The organism is Thalassobellus citreus (assembly GCF_044385915.1).
Taxonomy (GTDB): domain Bacteria; phylum Bacteroidota; class Bacteroidia; order Flavobacteriales; family Flavobacteriaceae; genus Thalassobellus; species Thalassobellus citreus.
In genome coordinates this window covers 12,596-34,983 of sequence record NZ_JBISCC010000109.1, presented here as the reverse complement: position 1 = coordinate 34,983, position 22,388 = coordinate 12,596, and the positions used below count along the sequence as shown (strand labels likewise).

Genomic DNA, 22,388 nt, shown 5'->3' with positions numbered 1-22,388 from the left:
AATAGCTTGGTATAAAATTACCAAGCTATTTTTGTTTTTAATACATTCTATCTAACCAAACTAAAATGCCCTCGATATATTCTAATTTCTCCTGTTAACTCAACTAATTCTGCCAAAAACCAATAATCTGAATCTGGTAATAATTGGCCATTAAAAGTACCATCCCAAGCACCGTTTTTAGACGTTAATTGCTTAATTAATTTACCATAACGATTGTAGATTTTAACTTTTGAAGCATTTGTATAGTCTGTTCCTAACCCCTTAATTTGCCAAGTATCGTTAACACCATCATTATTAGGAGTGAAAAATTTAGGGAATCCTAAAATAAAAACTTCTATATATTCTATACCACAGCCATTTTTATCCTGTATATAAACAATGTGAGATCCTGCTAATACGTTTTCAAAAAAAGATTCATCTTGATAAGGCCCACCAATATTATCTAAAGCAAATTCATAATCACCTATACCTAAATTATTGTTTTTATTATTAATTTTAATACTATTATTATCTGTTAATTCAATAATTTCTATATCATTACTTTCAATTCTAGCTATACTCGATTCTTCAACATTATATACAATAGGAAACGATTTACAACTAAAATTTGAAGTTGCAACAACCTCATAAGAACCACCTGAATCTATTGTTAATTCTGGTAAATTGCCAACAACCACTCCTGCACTATCCTTCCACTCATAAGTATAATTAGGATTAGATGTAAACAATGTAACGTCATCTCCATCAGAACAAAGCACTTTTGATTGTCCTACCTCAAATTCTGGTTTTGGATGTACTGCTAATTGTAAATGAGCCCCAATTCCAAAACAATCTCCATTATCATCACTTTCAACACGCACATATAGTGTTTGTAAAAAAGCATCTTTGTTTTCATAAACACCTAATATTTCATTTTGTTCTAATTGTGCATCATTTAAGTTTTCAAAATAATGAATGCTTAAATTTTCTCCTAAAGGAAGTTTATCAAGAAATGTTTGAGTAGCTTCTGTTAAATCGAACTCATAAAATCCATCAATATCATTATCTTCATCACAATAAGACAATATTTCAGAAAAATTAGAAGGTAAAGATGTTGTAGAAACTTCCAATGTAACTTCTGAAATAGCATAACAACCATCATTATTTTCAACACGAGCAAAAATTATGTTTGAAGTTACATTATTAAAAGGTATTGAAGTATCAATAGTATTTGAAGTTCCATTATATGCTTCATTAAAATCTGTATAGTATGATATATCTAATCCTGCCGAACTATTATTTGTTATAATATCATTTGCTTCATTCAAATTAAAATCAGTATATCCATCTGGATTACCATCTACATCACAATTTTTAAAAGTAATTGAAGGCTGTATCACAGGTATTTGATAAACGGATGCTACCACAGGTATTCGTTCATCATTTATACAGCCATTAAATGATGCTGAAACATAATAGGTTGTTGTTGCATTTAAAGTTGGTGTTATATATACCGAACCAGTAGCTATTGATGTACCTCCAGAAGGTGAATCAAACCATAACACATCGCCTTGTGAAACTGTTGCTTCTATAGTTATTGAACCACTACCACATATTGAATTTGATTTCGTGCTAACAATTGAAGTATTAATAGCTGTTACTTTGGTAAATGCTGAAATATTTAAAACAGGGTCTCCTGGTATTCCTCCATATTCAACAATATATCCTTTAGGATGGTACAACCCTGGAGGATCTCCTCCTACTCTTAAATCATTCCAAGCACCTTTAATTCCTATTGATGGGTCTGTTATATGCGCATAATCTTCGCCTCCATTAGCATCATTTGGCTCATTGTGATTCCAATTAGCATAATTAAGAGTAGAACCTGTTACTTTTCCATTCCAAAAAATAGTACCAGACTCTGGGCCCGTTACCCATTTCCACACGCCTTCTGTTTCCTCATCTGTCCCTCCAATCCAACCAGCTCCTGCTGCTTGTTCTCCTGTTAATTGAGCTTCTTCTGCAGAAGTAATGGTTACTAAATACCCCTTTAAACCAAAATAAGTTCTGTTTTCTGCTGCAGTTCTAGCCGCAGACCATGTAATACCGTAATCTGATACATATTCGTAATAATGATCTGTCTTAGGTAAATAGTTGGCATCACCAATAGTTATTGAAAATGTTTTGTTGTTCGGACTATTACTAGTGCTTTGGAAAACTACATTTTTTACCGCAGCTATTAAATCTACATAACTAACGGTTGCAGATGCTAAACCTGTTAAAGTTAATTTACCTTCTGAACTGTTCCATGAAGTTGTTATGTTTGGGTGTGCTCCTGCAAGCGATAAAGAATCTTCTCCTTGCACATAACCTGTAGAAATTTGTACATAAAGCGCTGCTATTTCTGTATCATCAGGATCGTCAATATTAAAATCGGTTACAATGTTAATCTGAGTTTTAGGACAATATAGCTGATCTCCTGTAGCTGTTAAAGTTGGTGCTATATTTTGAGACCAACAAAAACTATTTATAAGTAAAAAAAACACAATATAAAATATTGTGAATTCAGATTTATTATACATTGAATTTTAATAACTATTAATCAAATAAATATAAGACTAATTTTAATTTATTAATAAGTTAACAGTTAAAAATCTGTTCTTTAAGGTTTAAAAGCTTTTAAATCCCTCCCTTTTTAAAATTTGAAAATCACAGATTTTCCAATTCCTTATTTCGGCAATCGCTTTGCCTCTTCCCAATTTTTGAAATTTGAAAATCACAGATTTTCCAATTCCCTATTTAGGCAATCGCTTTGCTTCTTCCCTATTTTTGAAATTTGAAAATCGCAGATTTTCCAATTCCCTATTTAGGCAACCGCTTTGCTTCTTCTCTATTTTGAAATTTGAAAATCACAGATTTTCTAATTCCCTATTTAGGCAATCGCTTTGCTTCTTCTCTATTTTGAAATTTGAAAATCACAGATTTTCTAATTCCCTATTTAGGTAATCGCTTTGCCTCTTCCCAAAACACGTCCATTTGAGCGAGGGTCATGTCTTTTAATGGCTTGTTCATGGCTTTTGCTTTTTCTTCTAGGTACTGGAAACGTTTTGAGAATTTTTTATTAGTACGTTCTAATGCGTTTTCTGGATTTATATTTAAAAATCTTGCATAGTTTACCATAGAAAATAAAACATCGCCAAATTCGCTTTCCATAGCATCATCATCGCCTTTTTCTACTTCTACTTTAAATTCATTTAGTTCTTCTTCTACTTTTTCCCAAACCTGTTCTGGTTGTTCCCAATCAAACCCTACTCCTGCTACTTTTTCTTGAATTCTATTGGCTTTCACCAAGGCTGGCAAACTTTTTGGCACACCTTCTAAAACACTTGTCTTCCCTTCTTTTAATTTTAAATTTTCCCAATTTCTTTTTACATCATCTTCATTTTCCACCTTAACATCGCTATAAATATGTGGATGTCTATGAATTAACTTTTCGCAAATACCATTGCACACATCGGCAATATCAAAATCCTTAGTTTCACTTCCTATTTTAGAATAGAACACAATGTGTAATAACACATCGCCTAATTCCTTTTTAACCTCTTCTAAATCCTTATCTAAAATAGCATCACCAAGTTCATAAGTTTCTTCTATGGTTAAATGACGTAAGGTTTCCATAGTTTGTTTTTTATCCCACGGACATTGCTCGCGCAACTCATCCATGATGGTTAACAATCTATCAAATGCCTTTAGTTGTTCTGCTCTGGAATTCATTTTTAATGTTTTTGTAAAAATACAGTTTTGATTTATTTGAATTGAAAATTACTTTTAAATTTCTCAATTTACAAACACACTTGACTTTGTCAGAAAAAATAGCTAACTTCGTTTAACGTATGATATAAATCATTAAAACGATTTCATATCAACTTCATTACCAATTATATAACCACGTAGAACATCATAACAAATCAAAATGAAAGTAAGATTTTTTTATTTATTTATTTTTTTTTTAAGCTTTAAAGTATTTGCTCAAATTGGGTTTCAAGATCATATCATAATAGATAACTCCTTTGCTGCTGATGCTCCAATGTCTGTTTATGCTGCTGACATAGATGGAGATGGAGATATGGATATGATTTCTGCATCTTTCAATGATAGTAAAATAGCTTGGTATGAGAATATTGATGGACTTGGTAGTTTTAGTCTACCAAAAACTATTTCCTTAATTGCTAATGGAGCTTTGGTTGTATTTGCTAGTGACTTTGATGGAGACGGTGATATGGATGTGCTTTCTGCTTCTTCAAGTGATAATAAAATAGCTTGGTATGAAAATACTGATGGCTTGGGGGATTTTGGAGCACAACAAATCATTTCTTCAACTGCTTATGCAGTAAATTCTGTTTTCGCTAGTGATTTGGACGGCGACGGCGATAAGGATGTACTTTCTGCTACTTTAGGTGATAATAAAATAGCTTGGTATGAAAACACTGATGGCTTGGGGAATTTTGGAGCACAACAAATTATTATTTCAACTGCTTATGGAGCAAAGTCTGTTTTCGCTAGTGATTTAGATGGTGATGGTGATATGGATGTGCTTTCTGCATCCTCAAATGACAATAAAATAGCTTGGTATGAAAACACTAATGGGCTTGGTAGTTTCGGGCTTCAAAAAACTATTAATACTAATTCAAAAGGTGCAAATTCTGTTATCGCTAGTGATTTGGATGGAGATGGTGATATGGATGTAATATCTTCCTCTGATTCAATAAATTCTAATGATGAGATAATTTGGTATAAAAACATTGATGGATTTGGACTTTTTGAAATACAACAAACTGTATTGACAAATACTAAAAGACCACTTTCCATTTTTGCAGTAGATATTGATAATGATGGTGATAATGATTTGCTTTCGGCCACTTCATGGGGAGGTGCAATAGCTTGGTATGAAAATATTGATAGCCTTGGTGGGTTTGGTACTGAACAAATTATTTCATTTGACAGTGCTAATTCAGTATTTGCATCCGATATAGATAATGATGGTGATATGGATTTAGTTTCTGCTTCATCAAGTGATGATAAAGTAGCTTGGTTTAAAAACACTAATGGACTTGGTGATTTTGTTATTCAACAGATTCTAACACAAAATGCTGATGAACCCAGTTCTGTTTTATCCTATGATATTGATGGAGATGGAGATTTAGATGTAGTTTCAGCTTCCATAATTGATGATAAAATAGCTTGGTATGAAAATACAGATGGTTTAGGTAATTTTGGGACACAGAAAATTATAACTTCTTCTGCTAATGGCCCAAGTTCTATTAATGTCAGCGACATTGATGGAGATGGTGATATGGATGTGATTTCAGCTACCATATACACTAATGAAATTGCTTGGTATGAAAATACAGATGGTTTAGGCAATTTTAGCTCAAAAAAAACAATTACTACAAACGTATATACCCCTCAATCAGTTTGCACATCTGATTTAGACAATGATGGTGATTTAGATGTTATCTATGCATCTTTTGGAGATAGTAAAATAGCATGGCATGAAAACACAGATGGTTTAGGCAATTTCAGTGCTCAAAAAATTATTACTACAAGTGCAATTCAAGTAATATCAATATTTCTTGTAGATATAGATGGAGATAATGATGTAGATGTGATTTCTGCTTCTGCGGGTAATGGTACAATAGCATGGCATGAAAATATTGATGGGCTAGGAAATTTTAGTAATCAGAAAAATGTTTTTACAGACGGTTTTGATGCTTATTCGATATACGCTAGCGATTTAGATGGTGATGGCGACAATGACATAATTGCCTCTATTTCTTATGATTATAAAATTGTATGGTTCGAAAACACAAATGGACAAGGAAATTTTGGCACATCACAATTAATTACATCAGAAGTAGATGGAGCCCCTAAAGTTTACGCCATTGATTTAGATAGTGATGGAGATATGGATATACTTTCAGCCTCTTTAAATGACAATAAAATTGCATGGTATGAAAACTTGAATACTAAAGGAGAGTTTGGACCACAGCAAATTATTACAACAAATGCAAATGGTGCACGGTTTGTTTATGCCGCTGATATTGATGGAGATCAAGACATTGATGTCCTTTCTGCTTCAAAAAATGACTCAAAAATTGCTTGGTATGAAAATACATCTACACTATCAACTAATGAAAATATATTATTAAATTTTTATGTTTTTCCAAATCCAACTAAAGGTATTTTCAATATTAAATCTAGATCAACTGTATTTAAATTAGATATTTATAACATGTTTGGGCAATTTATTTCCACAAGTTATAATAAAAACACCATTGATATTAGGCATTTAAATTCAGGTTTGTACTTAGTTAAGATAATAGACAAAATGGGAGAACATGGAATTATTAAAATCATCAAAATCTAAAATACAATTGATAACAAAGTATATAAAAAATTGCTGTTTTTAGCTTAACCAATGTCAGTTGCTTTGTTTGCTTGCTTCAGATTTTCCTTCGGAAAATCCTCGTATACAAACACGCAAATTTCCATATACGTAACCGTTAAACGAACCTCTTCAAAATAATACAACTTTTATTAAAAAAATGATAAGCCAGCAAATAAGCGCGTTAAGGATTGCAGTGAAAAGCCCACGACGACGCTAGGAACGAGGACTTGTAATGGAAAGCCTGACCTTGGTCCTGAACTAAATTCAGGATAATGGTAACACTCAAAATATAATTCTAGAAATTAAAAAACCCAGCAAAAGTGCTGGGTTTTCATATAGATTCTCGTCTTCACGGGAATGACAATTTTAACGGAAATCTCAAGGCAAGGCCTAGAGAAATTTCTTTCCGCATAGATTTACTTCGAATTAAGAAGCAGCATTCTCTTTTTTAATTAAGTTTAATGCAGAACCTTCGTTATACCAATCTATTTGAGATTGATTGTATGTGTGGTTTACTTCAATAACATCTTTAGAACCATTTGCATGAACAAACTCTATGTTTAAAGTTTTTCCTGGACCAAAGGCATCTAAATCTAAAAAGTTAATGGTATCATCCTCTTGAATTTTATCGTAATCGGCTTCATTAACAAAGGTTAAACCAAGCATACCTTGTTTTTTAAGGTTTGTTTCGTGAATACGAGCAAACGATTTTACAATAACTGCAACCACACCTATATGTCTTGGTTCCATAGCCGCATGCTCTCGAGAAGAGCCTTCGCCGTAATTATGATCGCCAACCACTATAGACGGAATTCCGGCAGCTTTATAAGCCCTTGCTGTATCTGGTACACCTCCAAAATCGCCAGTTAATTGATTTTTAACAAAGTTTGTTTTTTTACCAAAGGCATTCACAGCTCCAATTAAACAATTGTTTGAAATATTATCTAAATGACCACGGAAACGTAACCAAGGTCCAGCCATAGAAATATGGTCTGTCGTACATTTTCCATAAGCTTTTATTAATAATTTAGCACCTGTAATGGAGTTTCCAATAGGTTCGAAAGGTGTTAACAATTGTAATCTTTCAGAATCATCGGCTACTTTTACTTGTACATGACTTCCGTCTGCTTCTGGTGCTAAATAGCCATTATCTTTAACTTCAAAACCTTTTGGAGGTAATTCCCATCCTGTTGGCTCATCGAACATCACTTTTTCCCCATTTTCATTAATTAAGCTATCTGTCATGGGATTAAAATCTAAACGACCTGCAATAGCAATAGCCGCTGTAATTTCTGGTGATGCTACAAAGGCATGCGTATTGGGGTTACCATCGGCACGCTTTGCAAAGTTTCTATTAAAAGAATGTACTATACTATTTTTTGGTGCGTTTTTAGGATCGCTATAACGCGCCCATTGCCCAATACATGGTCCGCAAGCATTGGTAAATATTTTAGCATCTAATTTTTCAAACACTTGAATAATACCATCGCGATCTGCTGTGTAACGTACTTGCTCTGAACCTGGATTAATCCCTAATTCTGATTTCATTTTAATGCCTTTATCTAAAGCTTGCTGCGCTATGGATGAGGCACGAGATAAATCTTCGTAAGAGGAATTGGTACAAGACCCTATTAACCCCCACTCTACTGTAATTGGCCAATCGTTAGATTTTGCTTTTTCATTCATATCTTTACCAACAGAAGTCGATAAATCTGGCGTAAAAGGACCGTTTAATAACGGGGTTAGTTCCGATAAATTGATTTCAATAACTTCATCAAAATATTGCTCTGGATTTGCGTATACTTCAGCATCACCTGTTAGGTATTCTTTTACTGTGTTTGCAGCGTCTGCGACATCCGCTCTATCTGTAGCTCGTAAATAACGTTCCATAGAATCATCATACCCAAAAGTAGATGTGGTTGCCCCAATTTCAGCTCCCATATTACAAATGGTTCCTTTACCTGTACAAGACATAGAAGTTGCGCCTTCTCCAAAATATTCAACAATAGCATCGGTTCCTCCTTTTACAGTAAGAATTTCGGCTACTTTTAAAATCACATCTTTTGGTGCAGTCCATCCAGATAATTTACCTGCTAACTTAACACCTATTAATTTAGGAAATTTCAATTCCCAAGCCATACCTGCCATTACATCTACAGCATCGGCACCTCCTACTCCAATAGCAACCATACCTAATCCACCAGCATTTACGGTATGCGAATCGGTACCAATCATCATACCTCCTGGGAATGCATAATTCTCTAAAACAACTTGGTGAATAATACCTGCGCCTGGTTTCCAGAAACCAATACCGTATTTATTAGACACGGACTCTAAAAAATTAAAGACTTCGCTACTAACACTATTTGCATTTTTTAAATCGGCAACAGCCCCTTCTTTTGCTTGAATTAAATGATCGCAATGTACCGTTGTAGGAACAGCTACTTTACTTTTTCCTGCTTGCATAAATTGCAATAACGCCATTTGTGCTGTTGCATCTTGACAAGCAATACGGTCTGGAGCAAAATCTACATAATCCTTACCTCTTGTAAAGGCTTTTGTAGATTCACCATCCCAAAGGTGAGAATATAATATCTTTTCAGAAAGTGTTAGTGGTTTGCCTACAACTTCTCGAGCTTTATCAACACGTTCTGCTATTTTGGTGTAAACACCTTTAATCATATCAATATCAAATGCCATATTATTTATTTTAATTATTCTTAGTTTTTTTAGTGCATGTAAGATACAAAAATAAGTACAGCATTTAAAGACAGAAGGTTGATCGATATGTTAAGATAATTTAATTTCTGTGCAAAAAAAAAGTCCGAATCTAAGATTCGGACTTTTAAAATATTATAAAATAACAAGAAGTTACATTACTAATTGTTTTTGAGATGGTTTAAACTTAGTTAACACAATACCATCAACAGCTTTTTCATATTCTTCCATAGTAGGAGTTCTTCCTAAAATGGTAGATAATACAACTACTGGTGTAGATGATAATAAAGACTCACCTTTTTTCTCACCAGAATCTTTAACAACACGTCCTTGGAATAAACGCGTTGAAGTAGCCATTACAGTATCACCTGGTTCTGCTTTTTCTTGATTACCCATACATAAGTTACATCCTGGGCGTTCTAAGTATAGCATGTTTTCATATTTAGTACGCGCTAATCCTTTTGGAGCACTGTCATCAAACTCAAAACCTGAATATTTTTGAAGTACTTCCCAATCGCCTTCAGCTTTTAACTCATCAACAATATTATACGTTGGAGGTGCTACAACAAGAGGTGCATTAAATTCAACTTTACCTTCTTGTTCCTCAATATTCTTTAATATTTGAGCTAAAATTTTCATATCTCCTTTATGAACCATACAAGATCCTACAAAGCCTAAATCTACTTTTTTAGTACCACCATAATACGATAATGGCCTAATAGTATCGTGTGTATAACGTTTAGAAACATCGTCATTATTTACATCTGGATCGGCAATCATTGGTTCAGCTATTTCATCTAAATCAATAACAACGTCTGCATAGTAATTAGCATTTGCATCTGGTCTTAAAGCTGGTTTTTCACCAGACTTCAATTCACTTATTCTAGTATTTGCTTTATCAACAAGACCTTTTAGTACTTGAGTTTCGTTATCCATACCCTTATCAATCATGATTTGGATACGGTCTCTAGAAATCTCTAATGATTCGATTAACGTTTCATCTTCTGAAATACAAATAGAAGCTTTCGCTTTCATTTCTGCAGTCCAATCTGTAAATGTAAAGGCTTGATCTGAAGTTAATGTTCCAATGTGAACCTCAATAATTCTTCCTTGGAATACGTTTTCTCCACCAAACTGTTTTAACATTTGTTGTTGTGTAGCATGTACCACATCACGGAAATCCATGTAAGACTTCATATTACCTTTAAACGTTACTTTAACCGATTCTGGAATTGGCATAGTAGCCTCACCTGTTGCTAATGCTAAAGCAACGGTTCCTGAATCTGCTCCAAAAGCAACACCTTTAGACATACGTGTATGAGAATCTCCACCAATAATGATGTCCCAATCTCCAACAGTAATATCATTCAATACTTTGTGAATAACATCGGTCATAGCGTGGTATTGACCTTTTGGATCACGCGCTGTAATTAATCCGAAGTCATTCATAAACTTCATTAATCTAGGAATATTAGCCTTAGACTTATCGTCCCAAACTGAAGCCGTATGACATCCAGATTGGTATGCACCATCAACAATAGGAGAAATAACCTTAGCAGCCATCATTTCTAATTCCTGAGACGTCATTAAACCTGTAGTATCTTGAGAACCCACAATGTTTACTTCCACTCTTACATCAGAACCTGCATGCAATGTTTTTCCTGGTGTATTACCAACGGCATTTTTATTGAATATTTTCTCTACTGCTGTTAAACCTTGTCCTTCAATAGAAATTTCTTTTGAATTAGCATACACTTGAGGAATCTCAATTCCTAAAATTCTAGCAGCAATTGTTTGTAATTTTTTACCGAAGACAACAGCATAAGATCCACCTGCTTTGATAAACTCCATTTTTTGTGGCGTTAATGCTGCAGAAATATCTTTTAATTCCTTATCTCCGTTATATAATTTTTTAGTTTTTGTGTTTATTGTAAGTACAGTACCTGTTTCAACAGAATATGTTTGCTCTAAAACTGGCTCTCCATCTGCATCAAAAATAGTGTTACCATCAGCATCTTTTTGTTTTACCCAGTTTTTTAAATCAATACCAATACCACCTGTTACTCCTACAGTTGTTAAGAAAATAGGTGAAATTCCGTTTGTTCCTGCAATTACAGGAGCTATATTTATAAATGGTACATAAGGGCTACCTGGTATACCTGTCCATAAAGCCACATTATTTACACCAGACATTCTTGACGAACCAACACCCATGGTACCTTTTTCTGCAATTAGCATCACACGCTTGTCTGGATGCTTTTCTTTCAATGCTGAAAGTTCGTTTTGCATTTCTTTATTGTGTTCGAATAAACACTGACCATGTAACTCACGATCTGATCTAGAATGTGCATCACCACCTGGAGACAATAAATCTGTTGAAATATCTCCTACTCCTGCAATAAAAGTAACGACTTCAATCTCTTCATCAATCTCTGGTAATTTTGTAAAAAATTCTGCTTGTGCGTAACTTTCTATAAGTTCTTTTGCTATTTCACTTCCGTTATTATAAGCTGCTTCTAAACGCTCTATATCTGCTTCGTATAAAAACACTTGTGTTTTTAAAACTGTAGCTGCTTGTTTAGCAATTGAAGCATCTTCTCCTAAAGCTAAATCAAGTAACACACCAATAGAAGGTCCACCCTTCATATGCGATAATTGTTCAAAAGCAAAAGCCATTGAAATTTCTTCTACAACAGATTCTCCAAGAATAATCTCTTTTAAAAATGCTGCTTTTACACCTGCAGCACTTGTTGTTCCTGGCAAGGTATTATAAATAAAAAACTTTAAAGAATCTTCTCTGTATGGATTAGAAGTATCTTTAATTTGAGCGATAATTTCGCTTAACAAATCGCCACCATCAATTGGCTTTGGATTAAGACCTTGAACTTTTCGTTCTTCAATCTCCTTGATGTAATCTTTATAGGTGTTCATATGAGATATATTTCAATATTAAATTAATTTGAGTAAGTAATAATAGCTAATTCATGAGATGTGAGAACAACACAATCTGTAATTAGAATTTTTGCTTAAACAAATTTATATGCGTTAAAAATTAAATTTTAAAAAGCGACGCAAAATACAAAATTAATGCAAAGATTTAAAAATATTAAAAAGAATACACAAAGGTTCTATATGAAATTATTATAGTGGTATTAAAAAATAAAATGACTAATCATTTATCATGAATTTAATACTAAAACTGAGGATTTAATAAGTTAGCTACAATAAAGCTTATTAATAAGTCAAGAATATCAAAAATTTATTATTGACTTTTATAATTGACAATAAAAATTTTATGAATAAGATAACTCTTTAAAATAGACTCTTAATAATATCTTCTTCAGAAACGCCTTCTGCCTCTGCTTTATAGTTTTTTATAATTCTGTGTCTAAGAATACTCTGAGCTACAGCTTGTACATTTTCAATATCTGGAGAAAATTTGCCATGTATTGCTGCATGCGTTTTTGCTGCCAAAATTAAGTTTTGTGACGCTCTTGGACCTGCTCCCCAATCAATATAAGTTTTTACTAAATCTGGAGCTGCATCACTATTTGGTCTTGTTTTTCCAACCATAGCAACGGCATATTCAATAACATTATCGGCTACTGGAATACGACGAATTAAATGCTGAAACTCTACAATTTCTTTTGCCGCAAATAATGCATTTACTTTTGCTGGCGCATCATTTGTTGTTGCTTTAACAACTTGTACTTCTTCTTCAAAAGAAGGATAATCTAAATTAATAGCAAACATAAAACGGTCTAACTGTGCTTCCGGTAACGGATATGTTCCTTCTTGCTCAATAGGGTTTTGCGTTGCTAAAACAAAATATGGTAATTCTAATTTATAATTATGTCCGGCTACTGTTACAGATCGCTCTTGCATAGCTTCCAATAAAGCTGCTTGTGTTTTTGGAGGTGTTCTGTTAATCTCGTCAGCTAAAATAATATTTGCAAAAATGGGCCCTTTTATAAATTTAAAATGACGGTCTTCATCTAAAATCTCACTTCCTAAAATATCACTAGGCATTAAATCTGGTGTAAACTGAATACGTTTAAAATCTAGACCTAAAGCTTGCGCAATGGTATTTACCATTAAAGTTTTAGCCAATCCTGGTACTCCAATAAGTAAAGAATGGCCTCCAGAAAATATAGAAATTAATATTTGATTTACAACTTCGTCTTGACCAATTATAACTTTTGCTATTTCGGTTTTTAAATCTTTATATTGCTTAACAAAATTTTCTATAGCAGCTACATCAGACATAACATTACTTTTTTAACCAGTTACTAGAAAATTCGCAATTTCTATACTCACCACTTACTTTAATATAAGTGTCTAATATTTTTTTCTTTTGCCATTCTTCAATGGTCTTTATCCTTTTTTCATCAAGAGCTAGACCTTTAATTTTTAAATAATCGCGCGCATAATCAGCCTCATGATCATCTATTCTATCTGTAACCATTAAAATTTTATACTTCTTATTTCCTTTTCTATCTTGTTCGGTTTGAATAAGACTAACCTCTCCATCTTTTAAATTTTGAATTTGGGAATATAATTCAGTTTCCATTTTAGTTAATTCAAAATTGTAATCTTGTGTACTAGGATTTATTAATTGTCCGCCATCTCCTTTAGTCTCTTTTTCATCACTAGCTTCTTTAGCCGCATCAGCAAAAGTAATATCGCCACTTACAATACGTTCTCTTATTTTATTAAGACGCTCTTTTGCTTCTTTTTCTGCTTCTATAGAAACTTTTGGCATCAAAAGAACATGACTAACCACATATTGTTGTCCTAATATTTTTTCTAAATGAATAATATGAAATCCATAATCTGTTTCAAAAGGATCAGACACTTCGCCTTCTTGAAGTGAAAAAGCTACCTGTCTAAATTCCTTAACCATTTTTGGTTTTTTTCTATCTAATATGTAATGGTAACCTGATTGTTTTATACCAGGATCTTCTCCATACAAAACAACTTTAGAACGAAAACTGGCACCATTTTCAACGACATCTTTTTTAAACCCCTTTAATCTATCTATAACCTTTTGCTTTTCTTCAGCAGACACTTTTGGTTCTGTAACAATTTGAGCAACTTTAAGTTCAGTTCCAAACCTTGGTCTTTCATCTTTAGGTATTTTATTAAAAAAGTCTCTTACTTCCTCTGGAGTAACTTCTACTTCTTCAACAATTTTAGCTTGCATTTTTTGTGCTAAATAATTACCTTTATTAACCTCAAACATTTCATCTCTTAAAGTCTTTTCATCTTCTTTTTTATATAACTTTAAAAGTCTATCCATATTACCATTCACTTGTTGTAAAAACTGTTGAATTTGGTAATCTACATTTTGACGAATTTCAGCATCGGAAACTGGTAAACTATCTTGAATAGCATGGTGTGCATATAGTTTATCTTCTAAAAGCTTACCAAATAATTCGCAGTCAGTTATGTTTTTTGCATCATATCCACTAGCTTCTAATTGCAATCTGTTTTTTTCTACATCAGAGTCTAAAACTATAAAATCGCCTACAACAGCAGCAACACCATCAACTTTAACAGCTCTATATGTTCTAATTGAATCTACTATTTTAGCATTAACAACAGCAGACAAAGAATCTACAGGTTTATCATTAGCTACATGAAGTGTATCTACCTTAACCTCCTTTGCATCTTCTATAATTTCCTGAGCAGACATAGCATTTACAACTAGTAATGATATGCTTAATAGTAATAGGTTTTTCAAATTAATTGTAAATTTCAAATTGTTTATTTTTAACAGCATCCTTAGTAATATCTTTTTCTAATTTTCTAATAAGTTCTAGCTTTCGCTTATTAATAACGATTTGATCTATCGTTGGCTTTACATACTCTAGAGGAGCCGTATCATTTCGTAACAAAACATCATTAATTTGCATCAAATATACTCCTAATGAATCTTTGAGTTGTACAAAATTAGATTTTTTTAACAGTTGATTTTTATTTTCGGCATTTAAAGCAGGTATTTTATCAATTACCTGATTAATTCGTATCCAAATAGAATCATTCAATGAATATGATTTAAACTGAATAGAAATAGAATCTAACTCCTTTTTATCTTCTTCATTAAACGATTTAAACTTCTTTTCAATATTCTTAAAATCAATAATATTCTCATCTACATGAATATATCGAAACTTTATAAGTTCTTCATTTAATTTAAACGCTTCTTTATTACCATTATAATAATCTTCGGCTTCTTGGATATTTACAATAGTATCTATACTTCTTCTTACCAAAGCATCTAGATAAGCTTTGGTATACAAATCGTTTTTATATTGGTCTACTAATTTATTAAAAGTTTGTTGCTTTGTTTCACTTAAATTAAGCAATGCTCCATCTAAAAACAGTTGCTGAGTGGCCCATTTATTAATAAAATTTTGAACTAAAAGCATACTGTCTTGTGATACTGTACCTTCAGGCACTATATCTTTTATATCTTCTTGATATAAATAAACATTATTAACTCTAGCCACTGGAACTCCTTCATCCGTTTTTTTTAAAAACTCGCAGGATGTTACAATAATAAGTAATAACAGAATGAGGGATTTTAAACGCACTTATTGGTTTTTTATTTGAGATTTCACCTTGTTTAAAGTCTCTTGATTAATAACTATTTTATATTTATTTGCTAAATCTTTAAGCCATTTTTCTTCTTTATATGCTTGATAATCTGAAATAACAGCGCCTTTTGCTTCGTCAAACGTTTTTTGTGTTTCTGGCAATATTTCTTTTACTTGAACGACTACAAAAGCATTATTATGAGTATATATTTTTGAAATTCCTTTTTCGAACAAAAACTCTTTTGGAAGCGCTTGATGAGTGTCATCCATAGTACCACTGGTAAAAATTACATCTACTTTATCATTACTGTTAACTAAAGATTTTATCTGATCTAAAGCCATGCCTTCTACTAATAACTTAGAAACTTTTTTAAGTGTTTTTTGTTTTGTTGAAGATGCTACTATCGCTTCAACTCTTTTAGGTAATGTATAATTACTTTTATAATTATTGTAATATTCTTGAACTTCAATAGTATCTGTTTTGGCAGAATTCCAGATGGTATTTTCCATTAAATCAAATAGTAACAAACCGTCTCTATATTCTTCTACAATATGAGCAAATTCTTCATTTTCATTTTCTAAATTATCTTCTTGATATTTAACTAAATTTTCATTTAAAAACGCTTCATATTGCTTTGAAACAATAGCATCAAAACTTAATTTAGCATCTACATCTCGTTGTTTTCTTAATAAAAATGCTCCAAAATCGTTGTAGTTAAATTGTTTGTCTCCAATTTTAATTAAAGGTGTTCTAGCATTAAAATCATTTGGAAGTTCCCAAGCTCTTTTAAAATAATCATCATTTAAAATAGATGAAAAATATTTTAATGCTGGTTGCTCAGTTGTAACATTATATTTTTCTTTTAATGAATTATACAACGCTTCATCAATTAATTTCGCTCTTGCATCACGCTTCACTTTTTGTTCTAACTCTAGTTTTATAACTTGAAATGAAGGAATAAGTTTTTTATTGTAAAGTTTAACTATATGCCAACCAAATTTAGTTTTAAATGGCTCAGAAACGTCTCCTTCATTATTTAATGCAAAAGCTACATCTTCAAATTCTTGAACACCAATTTGACCTCTTGAAAAAGGTGATAGCATACCTCCTTTTGAAGCCGTTGCTTTATCATCTGAAAACTGTTTAGCTAAGGCTTCAAAATCTTCACCTTGTTGTAACTTTTTATAAATATCTTGAATTCTATTCTCGGGTTTTTCTGCTAAAGAATCAGCCTCGTTTTTAGCAACCATTATATGAGCTACAGTTCGTTCGCCTAGAGATTTTCTTTTATCTTGAACATTTATAATATGGTAACCAAACCTAGTTCTAAAAGGTTGCGATATTTCTCCTACTGGCGTATTAAACGCAGCTGTTTCAAACTTATAAACCATTTTAAAACCTGAAAAATAACCTAATTCTTCTCCATAAACAGTTTTTCCGTTATGAACTTCTCTTCTAACAACCTCGAAACCTTCTTTTAAAGCTCTATTTCGTAATTTTATAATATTATTATAAGCTACCAAAGTATCTTTTGGACTTGCACTTTCATCAATTTTTATTAAAATATGATTAGCCTTTACATCGTAAGAAATTCTTTGATAAGCCTCCTCTATTAAAGCTTCAGTTACCTCTGTATCTGTAACAAAACTTTTAGCTAATTGTTTTCTATAATTTGATAATTCTCTAAGATAAGTTGGCTTTTTATCAAACTCTAAGGCCCTTGCCTCTTTTAACTTCAACTTATAATTAGTAAAAAGTTTTAAATATTCATCAACATCTTTTTGCGACTCATCTTGAACTAAATCTAAATTTTTATTATAAACTCTTATAAATTCTGAAGAATAAACAGCATTATCTCCAACAGTAAAAAGTACATCTCCTTGTGTAGTTTGAGCAGTAACTTTAGTAAAAAAAAGAATAAATAAAAATAATGAAAGTGACTTTAGTTGCATATGAAATTTTAATTTAATGGTTTTGACAAAAATACTAATATTAACCTATAATACAAGTTGCTTTAACAAACGCGTTAAAAACAAAATTATTTCGCATTTTAAACTATATTTGACTTGTTAATTTTCATTAAAAACATGAGACAATTAAAACTTATTTGGGATTTTCGCGGACCTGATTCGCTAAAAATTGCTGAACACCATGAAATTCATTTAAAAGAATATATAGCTATAAAAAAAACAGAGTTAAACATTACTGGTTTTAAACAACTCACACCTTTGCATAGTATTGCTTTTATGGTTGTTAATGATAATGAAATGAAACCTATACGAGATGCCTTAAAACCACATAGAGGACAAATATTTTCTAATTAGTTGAATCGAAATGTTTTATCAAACTTTTAACTTACCTTAAATTAGAAGGTGAATTCTTTTCTAATTTAAAATTTTATGTATTTTTACACTAACGCAACCGTTTGCTCTAATATAAAGAGGAATAAAAACCGCCATGCAATTACTTAAAAAAATCATCTACCTAAGCATTACTTTAATGTTATTTACAAATGTTATTTCATCACAAACAAAGCAAAAAAACAGAGTTATTATATTATCTGACATTGAAGCAGATCCAGATGACACACAATCCTTCGTTCGTTTATTTCTATACTCGAATCAAATAGACATTAAAGGTATTGTAGCTACAACCTCTTGTTGGCATCAAAACATGATAAACCCTACTTCTATAGAAAAAATTATTAGTGCCTATGATAAAATACAACCTAACCTATTAAAACATGAAGCTGATTTTCCTGCTGCACAAGATTTACTGTCTGCTCTAAAAGATGGTTTACCTGTTTATGGTATGAAAGGGGTTGGTAAAGGGAAAGATTCTGAAGGTTCTGAATGGATTATAAAAATCCTAGAAGAAAAAGATGATCGACCATTATGGATTTCAGTTTGGGGAGGTGTAAATACTTTAGCACAATCATTATATAAAATTAAGAAAACAAAAAGTAAAAGAGAAGCTAAAAGACTTATTTCAAAACTTAGAGTTTATACTATTTCTGATCAAGATGATAGTGGTATTTGGATACGGAATAATTTTCCCGAATTGTTTTATATAATAAGTCCTGGCGATGAATATAAAAATGCTACATGGACAGGTATTAACACATACATAAAAGGTATAGATAACACCACTATTAGTAATTCATGGCTAGAAAATAATATTCAACAAGATCACGGGCCGCTAGGAGCTATATATCCTGATGTAGCTTGGGGAGTTGAAGGTGATACTCCTGCATTTTTATCATTAATACCTAATGGATTAAACGAACCTGAACACCCAGAATGGGGAGCTTGGGGTGGACGTTATGAATTATATAAGCCAGATTTTTCTAAAACTGAAGATGGTAGCTCTATAGTACCAATTGAGCCTGAAACTAGAAAAATATGGACGAATGCCAATGATAATTATACGCCTTTTATACAAAAAGAATATGGCCGTACCATAGGTAGAGACACGCTTACATTTAACGACTTTAAAGCTACTTTATGGCGCTGGAGAGACGACTTTCAAAATGATTTTTCAGCACGTATGGATTGGTGTATAAAAAACTATGAAGACGCCAACCATCCTCCTGTACCTGTATTAATGCACCCCGAACAAATAACAGTAAAATCTGGTGAAGGTGTTAGTTTAGATGCTTTTGATTCCACAGATCCTGATGGTGATAATTTAAGCTTTTTATGGTTTAATTATGTTGAAGCTAGTTCTTATAAAAAAGAAATAAAAATAACAGCTCCAAATATCCATTCCGCTTACATTACAGCTCCTAAAGTTGATAAAAAAGAAACCATTCATTTCATTTTAAAATTAACAGACAAAGGAATCCCTAAACTATCAAGATACAAACGTGTAATTATAACTGTATTACCGAAATAGGTTGAAATTCATTTAAAATCACAATTTTCTTTCTTTACTTAAAATAATCACATATTTAATTCTTGGAAATATTTTACATGAAGAAGTTAAATATAGAACAATTATAACCATCATAATTTATTAAATTTACATTCTTAATTATAACTAAATAAAATAGAATGAAAATACTAGCTATAGGCAAAAACTATGTAACTAATAAAGAAGACATTAGCGCTAATAAAAGCGGAAAACAAATTATATTTTCTAAACCAGAATCTAGTCTTGTAAAAAACAATAACGATGTTATTTACCCAAGTTTTACTAACCAATTAAACTACGAAGTTGAATTAGTTATTAAAATAGGAAAGAAAGGAAAAGACATTACTCTCGCTGATGCAGCATCATACATTTCAGAAATTGGAGTAGGTATTGATTATACTGCCAAAGATGTATTTAATGCTTGTAGAGAAACAAAAGGCCCTTGGGATTTAGGCAAAGGATTTGATGGAGCAGCGCCTTTATCTAATTTTAAACCAGTTTCAAACTTTCCTGAACTTGATAATATCAATTTCAATTTACTTATTAACGGTGAAGAAAAACAGGTTGGAAATACGGCTTTTATGATTTATAACTTCAACGAAATTATTGCCTTTACATCTCAATACATGACCTTAGAACCTGGCGACTTAATTTTTACAGGAACACCTGCTGTTGGAGCTGGAGAGATTCATAAAGGAGACCACTTACAAGCAGCTATTGAAGGTGAATTGCTTTTAGATTTTAAAATGATTTAATAAATCATTCATAATTATTGGCTGTTATTTAAATTTAAAATAATAAAAATAAACCCTTGAAAAATTCTATAGCAGAACGTGTTAACGATTTTTTAAAAAGCTACCCCCCTTTCAATCTTTTAAAAAACAAAGATTTATTAGAAATTTCTACCCAAGTTTCTATTATCTATTTAGAAAAAGGAGACTCACTATTTAAAAAAGGTGATGGTTTTAACAATCATTTTTATATGGTTAGAAATGGAGGTATTGCCTTAATGCATTCTACTAAAAATAATGTTCAAGACATTATAAATATTAGTGATGCGGGCGATGTTTTTGGTGTAAGACCGCTTATTGCTAAAGAAAACTACAAACTAAGTGCTGTAGCTAACGAAGAGTCTATAGTTTATGCAATACCTATTAGCACCTTTGAAAAGGTTACTAATAATAACGCTAAGGTTTATAAGTTTTTAATAACAGCTTTTGCAACCAATGCTTACGACCCGTATACTGCTGAAGAAACAGGAAAAATATTTGGAGATTATCTACCTAATAATTCTCAAGACATTGTAAACTTTCAAACTGCTAACTATACAAAACATCCTATTACTTGTAAAATTGATTCATCTTTAAAAGATGCAGCAATTAAAATGAGTGTTAATAAAATTGGCTGTATTATTGTTGTTGACGATAGTAAAAACCCTGTTGGTATTATTACAAATAGTGATATAAAAAACAAGATTGCTACTGGGTTATTCCCTATTGAAACACCGGTTAGTAACATTATGAATTCGCCTGTTATAACTAGCAAAAAGAATTTAACTGTTGCCGATGGACAGCTTCAAATGATTAAACATAGCATTGGTCATTTATGCATTACAAAAGATGGTACTGTAAATTCTAAACTAATTGGTGTTTTAACCCATCATGATGTTTTGGTTACCTTAGGAAACAATCCTTCTGTTATTTTAAAAGAAATAAAACGAGCAAAACGGACTAAAAAACTTAGAGTAGCAAGGTTAAAAGCCAAAACATTAATTAAAAGTTATTTAGAACAGAATATTCCTTTATCTCATATTGTTAAATTAATTTCACAAATTAATGATGCCGTAACCGTTCGTGCTGTAGAAATTGCTTTAAAAAAAATGCCTACACCACCGCCTGTACCATTTTCATGGATGGCCATTGGTAGTCAAGGTAGAAAAGAACAATTGCTTTTTACAGATCAGGACAATGCTATTGTGTTTGAAGATGTAGATGAAGACAAATATGAAAAAACTCAAGCCTACTTTTTAGAATTGGCGAAGCATGTAACCAAATCGTTAAATAAAATAGGTTTTGAATATTGTGAAGCCGATATGATGGCGAGTAATAAAGAATGGTGTAAATCTATTTCAGAATGGAAATCACAATTTAGTAGTTGGATTTTAAATCCAGATGACAAAGCTATATTACTATCCTCTATCTTTTTTGATTTTAATTGTGTTTATGGTAATAAAGATTTAATTGAAGAGTTATCTAATTCTATTTTTAAAGCTCTTGATGAAACCTCTTTGTTTTTTAAATTCTTAGGAAGAGATGCTCTTAAAAACCCCTCACCTCTTGGACTTTTTAAGCAATTTGTATTTGAAAAAAACAATGAAGAAAAAGATCTTTTCAATATAAAAAGTAGAGCGCTCATGCCTTTAATTGACGCTGCTAGACTACTCATTTTAAGTAAAAAAATAAAAGGTATTAACAACACATCGCTTCGTTACGAAAAGTTAGCAGAATTAGAACCTAACAATAAGGAACTTTACGAATCGTGTTCTTATGCTTTTAAAGCCTTATCTAAATTTAAAACCAAACAAGGCTTACTTCATAATAATTCAGGGAAATTCATAAAAATAGAAACACTAACTAAAGAAGAACAATTAAAATTAAGGCGCTGCTTTAAACCTATAAGAGAAATTCAAGAAACCTTAAAGTTAAGATTCGATTTAAAAAACTTTATATAA

Annotated in this window: 13 protein-coding genes; 5 read left to right on the top strand and 8 right to left on the bottom strand. The window is 31.8% G+C overall.

Annotation, left to right across the window (positions count from 1 at the left end):
• Positions 1 to 47: 47 nt before the first annotated feature.
• Positions 48 to 2,561 carry an FIDD domain-containing protein gene (locus tag ACH5TX_RS01655; RefSeq protein WP_439337820.1) on the bottom strand — a complete coding sequence of 838 codons (2,514 nt, stop codon included), beginning with the start codon at positions 2,559 to 2,561 and terminating at the stop codon, positions 48 to 50.
• 412 nt (positions 2,562 to 2,973) lie between these two features.
• Positions 2,974 to 3,753, bottom strand: coding sequence for a nucleoside triphosphate pyrophosphohydrolase (gene mazG, locus ACH5TX_RS01650; RefSeq protein WP_439337819.1), 780 nt, complete (start codon positions 3,751 to 3,753; stop codon positions 2,974 to 2,976).
• A 199-nt stretch (positions 3,754 to 3,952) separates the two neighbouring features.
• Between mazG and ACH5TX_RS01645 the strand changes: the two genes are divergently transcribed.
• Positions 3,953 to 6,406, top strand: a complete 2,454-nt coding sequence (locus ACH5TX_RS01645; RefSeq protein ID WP_439337818.1) for an FG-GAP-like repeat-containing protein — start codon at positions 3,953 to 3,955, stop codon at positions 6,404 to 6,406.
• A 447-nt stretch (positions 6,407 to 6,853) separates the two neighbouring features.
• Here ACH5TX_RS01645 and ACH5TX_RS01640 read toward each other — a convergent pair whose 3' ends face one another.
• From ACH5TX_RS01640 to ACH5TX_RS01615, 6 genes are all read right to left on the bottom strand, one after another.
• Positions 6,854 to 9,127: an aconitate hydratase gene (locus ACH5TX_RS01640; RefSeq protein ID WP_439337817.1), complete on the bottom strand. Its 2,274-nt coding sequence runs from the start codon at positions 9,125 to 9,127 to the stop codon at positions 6,854 to 6,856.
• 171 nt (positions 9,128 to 9,298) lie between these two features.
• Entirely contained in the window at positions 9,299 to 12,076 is a 2,778-nt protein-coding gene (locus tag ACH5TX_RS01635; RefSeq protein WP_439337816.1) for a bifunctional aconitate hydratase 2/2-methylisocitrate dehydratase, read from the bottom strand.
• Between the two features lie 381 nt (positions 12,077 to 12,457).
• On the bottom strand, positions 12,458 to 13,411 hold the full coding sequence (locus ACH5TX_RS01630; protein WP_439337815.1) for an AAA family ATPase: 954 nt from the start codon (positions 13,409 to 13,411) through the stop codon (positions 12,458 to 12,460).
• Between the two features lie 4 nt (positions 13,412 to 13,415).
• Positions 13,416 to 14,927 carry a peptidylprolyl isomerase gene (locus ACH5TX_RS01625; RefSeq protein ID WP_439337814.1) on the bottom strand — a complete coding sequence of 504 codons (1,512 nt, stop codon included), beginning with the start codon at positions 14,925 to 14,927 and terminating at the stop codon, positions 13,416 to 13,418.
• Complete coding sequence (locus ACH5TX_RS01620) at positions 14,890 to 15,741, bottom strand: peptidyl-prolyl cis-trans isomerase (protein WP_439337813.1); 852 nt, start codon at positions 15,739 to 15,741, stop codon at positions 14,890 to 14,892. The genes ACH5TX_RS01625 and ACH5TX_RS01620 overlap by 38 nt, the downstream gene beginning before the upstream one ends.
• Positions 15,742 to 17,697 carry a peptidylprolyl isomerase gene (locus tag ACH5TX_RS01615; protein ID WP_439337812.1) on the bottom strand — a complete coding sequence of 652 codons (1,956 nt, stop codon included), beginning with the start codon at positions 17,695 to 17,697 and terminating at the stop codon, positions 15,742 to 15,744.
• Positions 17,698 to 17,832: 135 nt separating this feature from the next.
• Between ACH5TX_RS01615 and ACH5TX_RS01610 the strand changes: the two genes are divergently transcribed.
• The 4 genes from ACH5TX_RS01610 to ACH5TX_RS01595 all read left to right on the top strand — a co-directional run bounded on the left by ACH5TX_RS01610 (position 17,833) and on the right by ACH5TX_RS01595 (position 22,388).
• Entirely contained in the window at positions 17,833 to 18,069 is a 237-nt protein-coding gene (locus tag ACH5TX_RS01610; protein ID WP_439337811.1) for a hypothetical protein, read from the top strand.
• Positions 18,070 to 18,202: 133 nt separating this feature from the next.
• On the top strand, positions 18,203 to 19,639 hold the full coding sequence (locus ACH5TX_RS01605) for a DUF1593 domain-containing protein (RefSeq protein WP_439337810.1): 1,437 nt from the start codon (positions 18,203 to 18,205) through the stop codon (positions 19,637 to 19,639).
• A gap of 158 nt (positions 19,640 to 19,797) precedes the next feature.
• A complete protein-coding gene (locus tag ACH5TX_RS01600) occupies positions 19,798 to 20,412 on the top strand; it encodes a fumarylacetoacetate hydrolase family protein (RefSeq protein ID WP_439337809.1) in 615 nt (204 codons plus the stop codon).
• A gap of 56 nt (positions 20,413 to 20,468) precedes the next feature.
• Positions 20,469 to 22,388, top strand: a complete 1,920-nt coding sequence (locus tag ACH5TX_RS01595) for a DUF294 nucleotidyltransferase-like domain-containing protein (protein WP_439337808.1) — start codon at positions 20,469 to 20,471, stop codon at positions 22,386 to 22,388.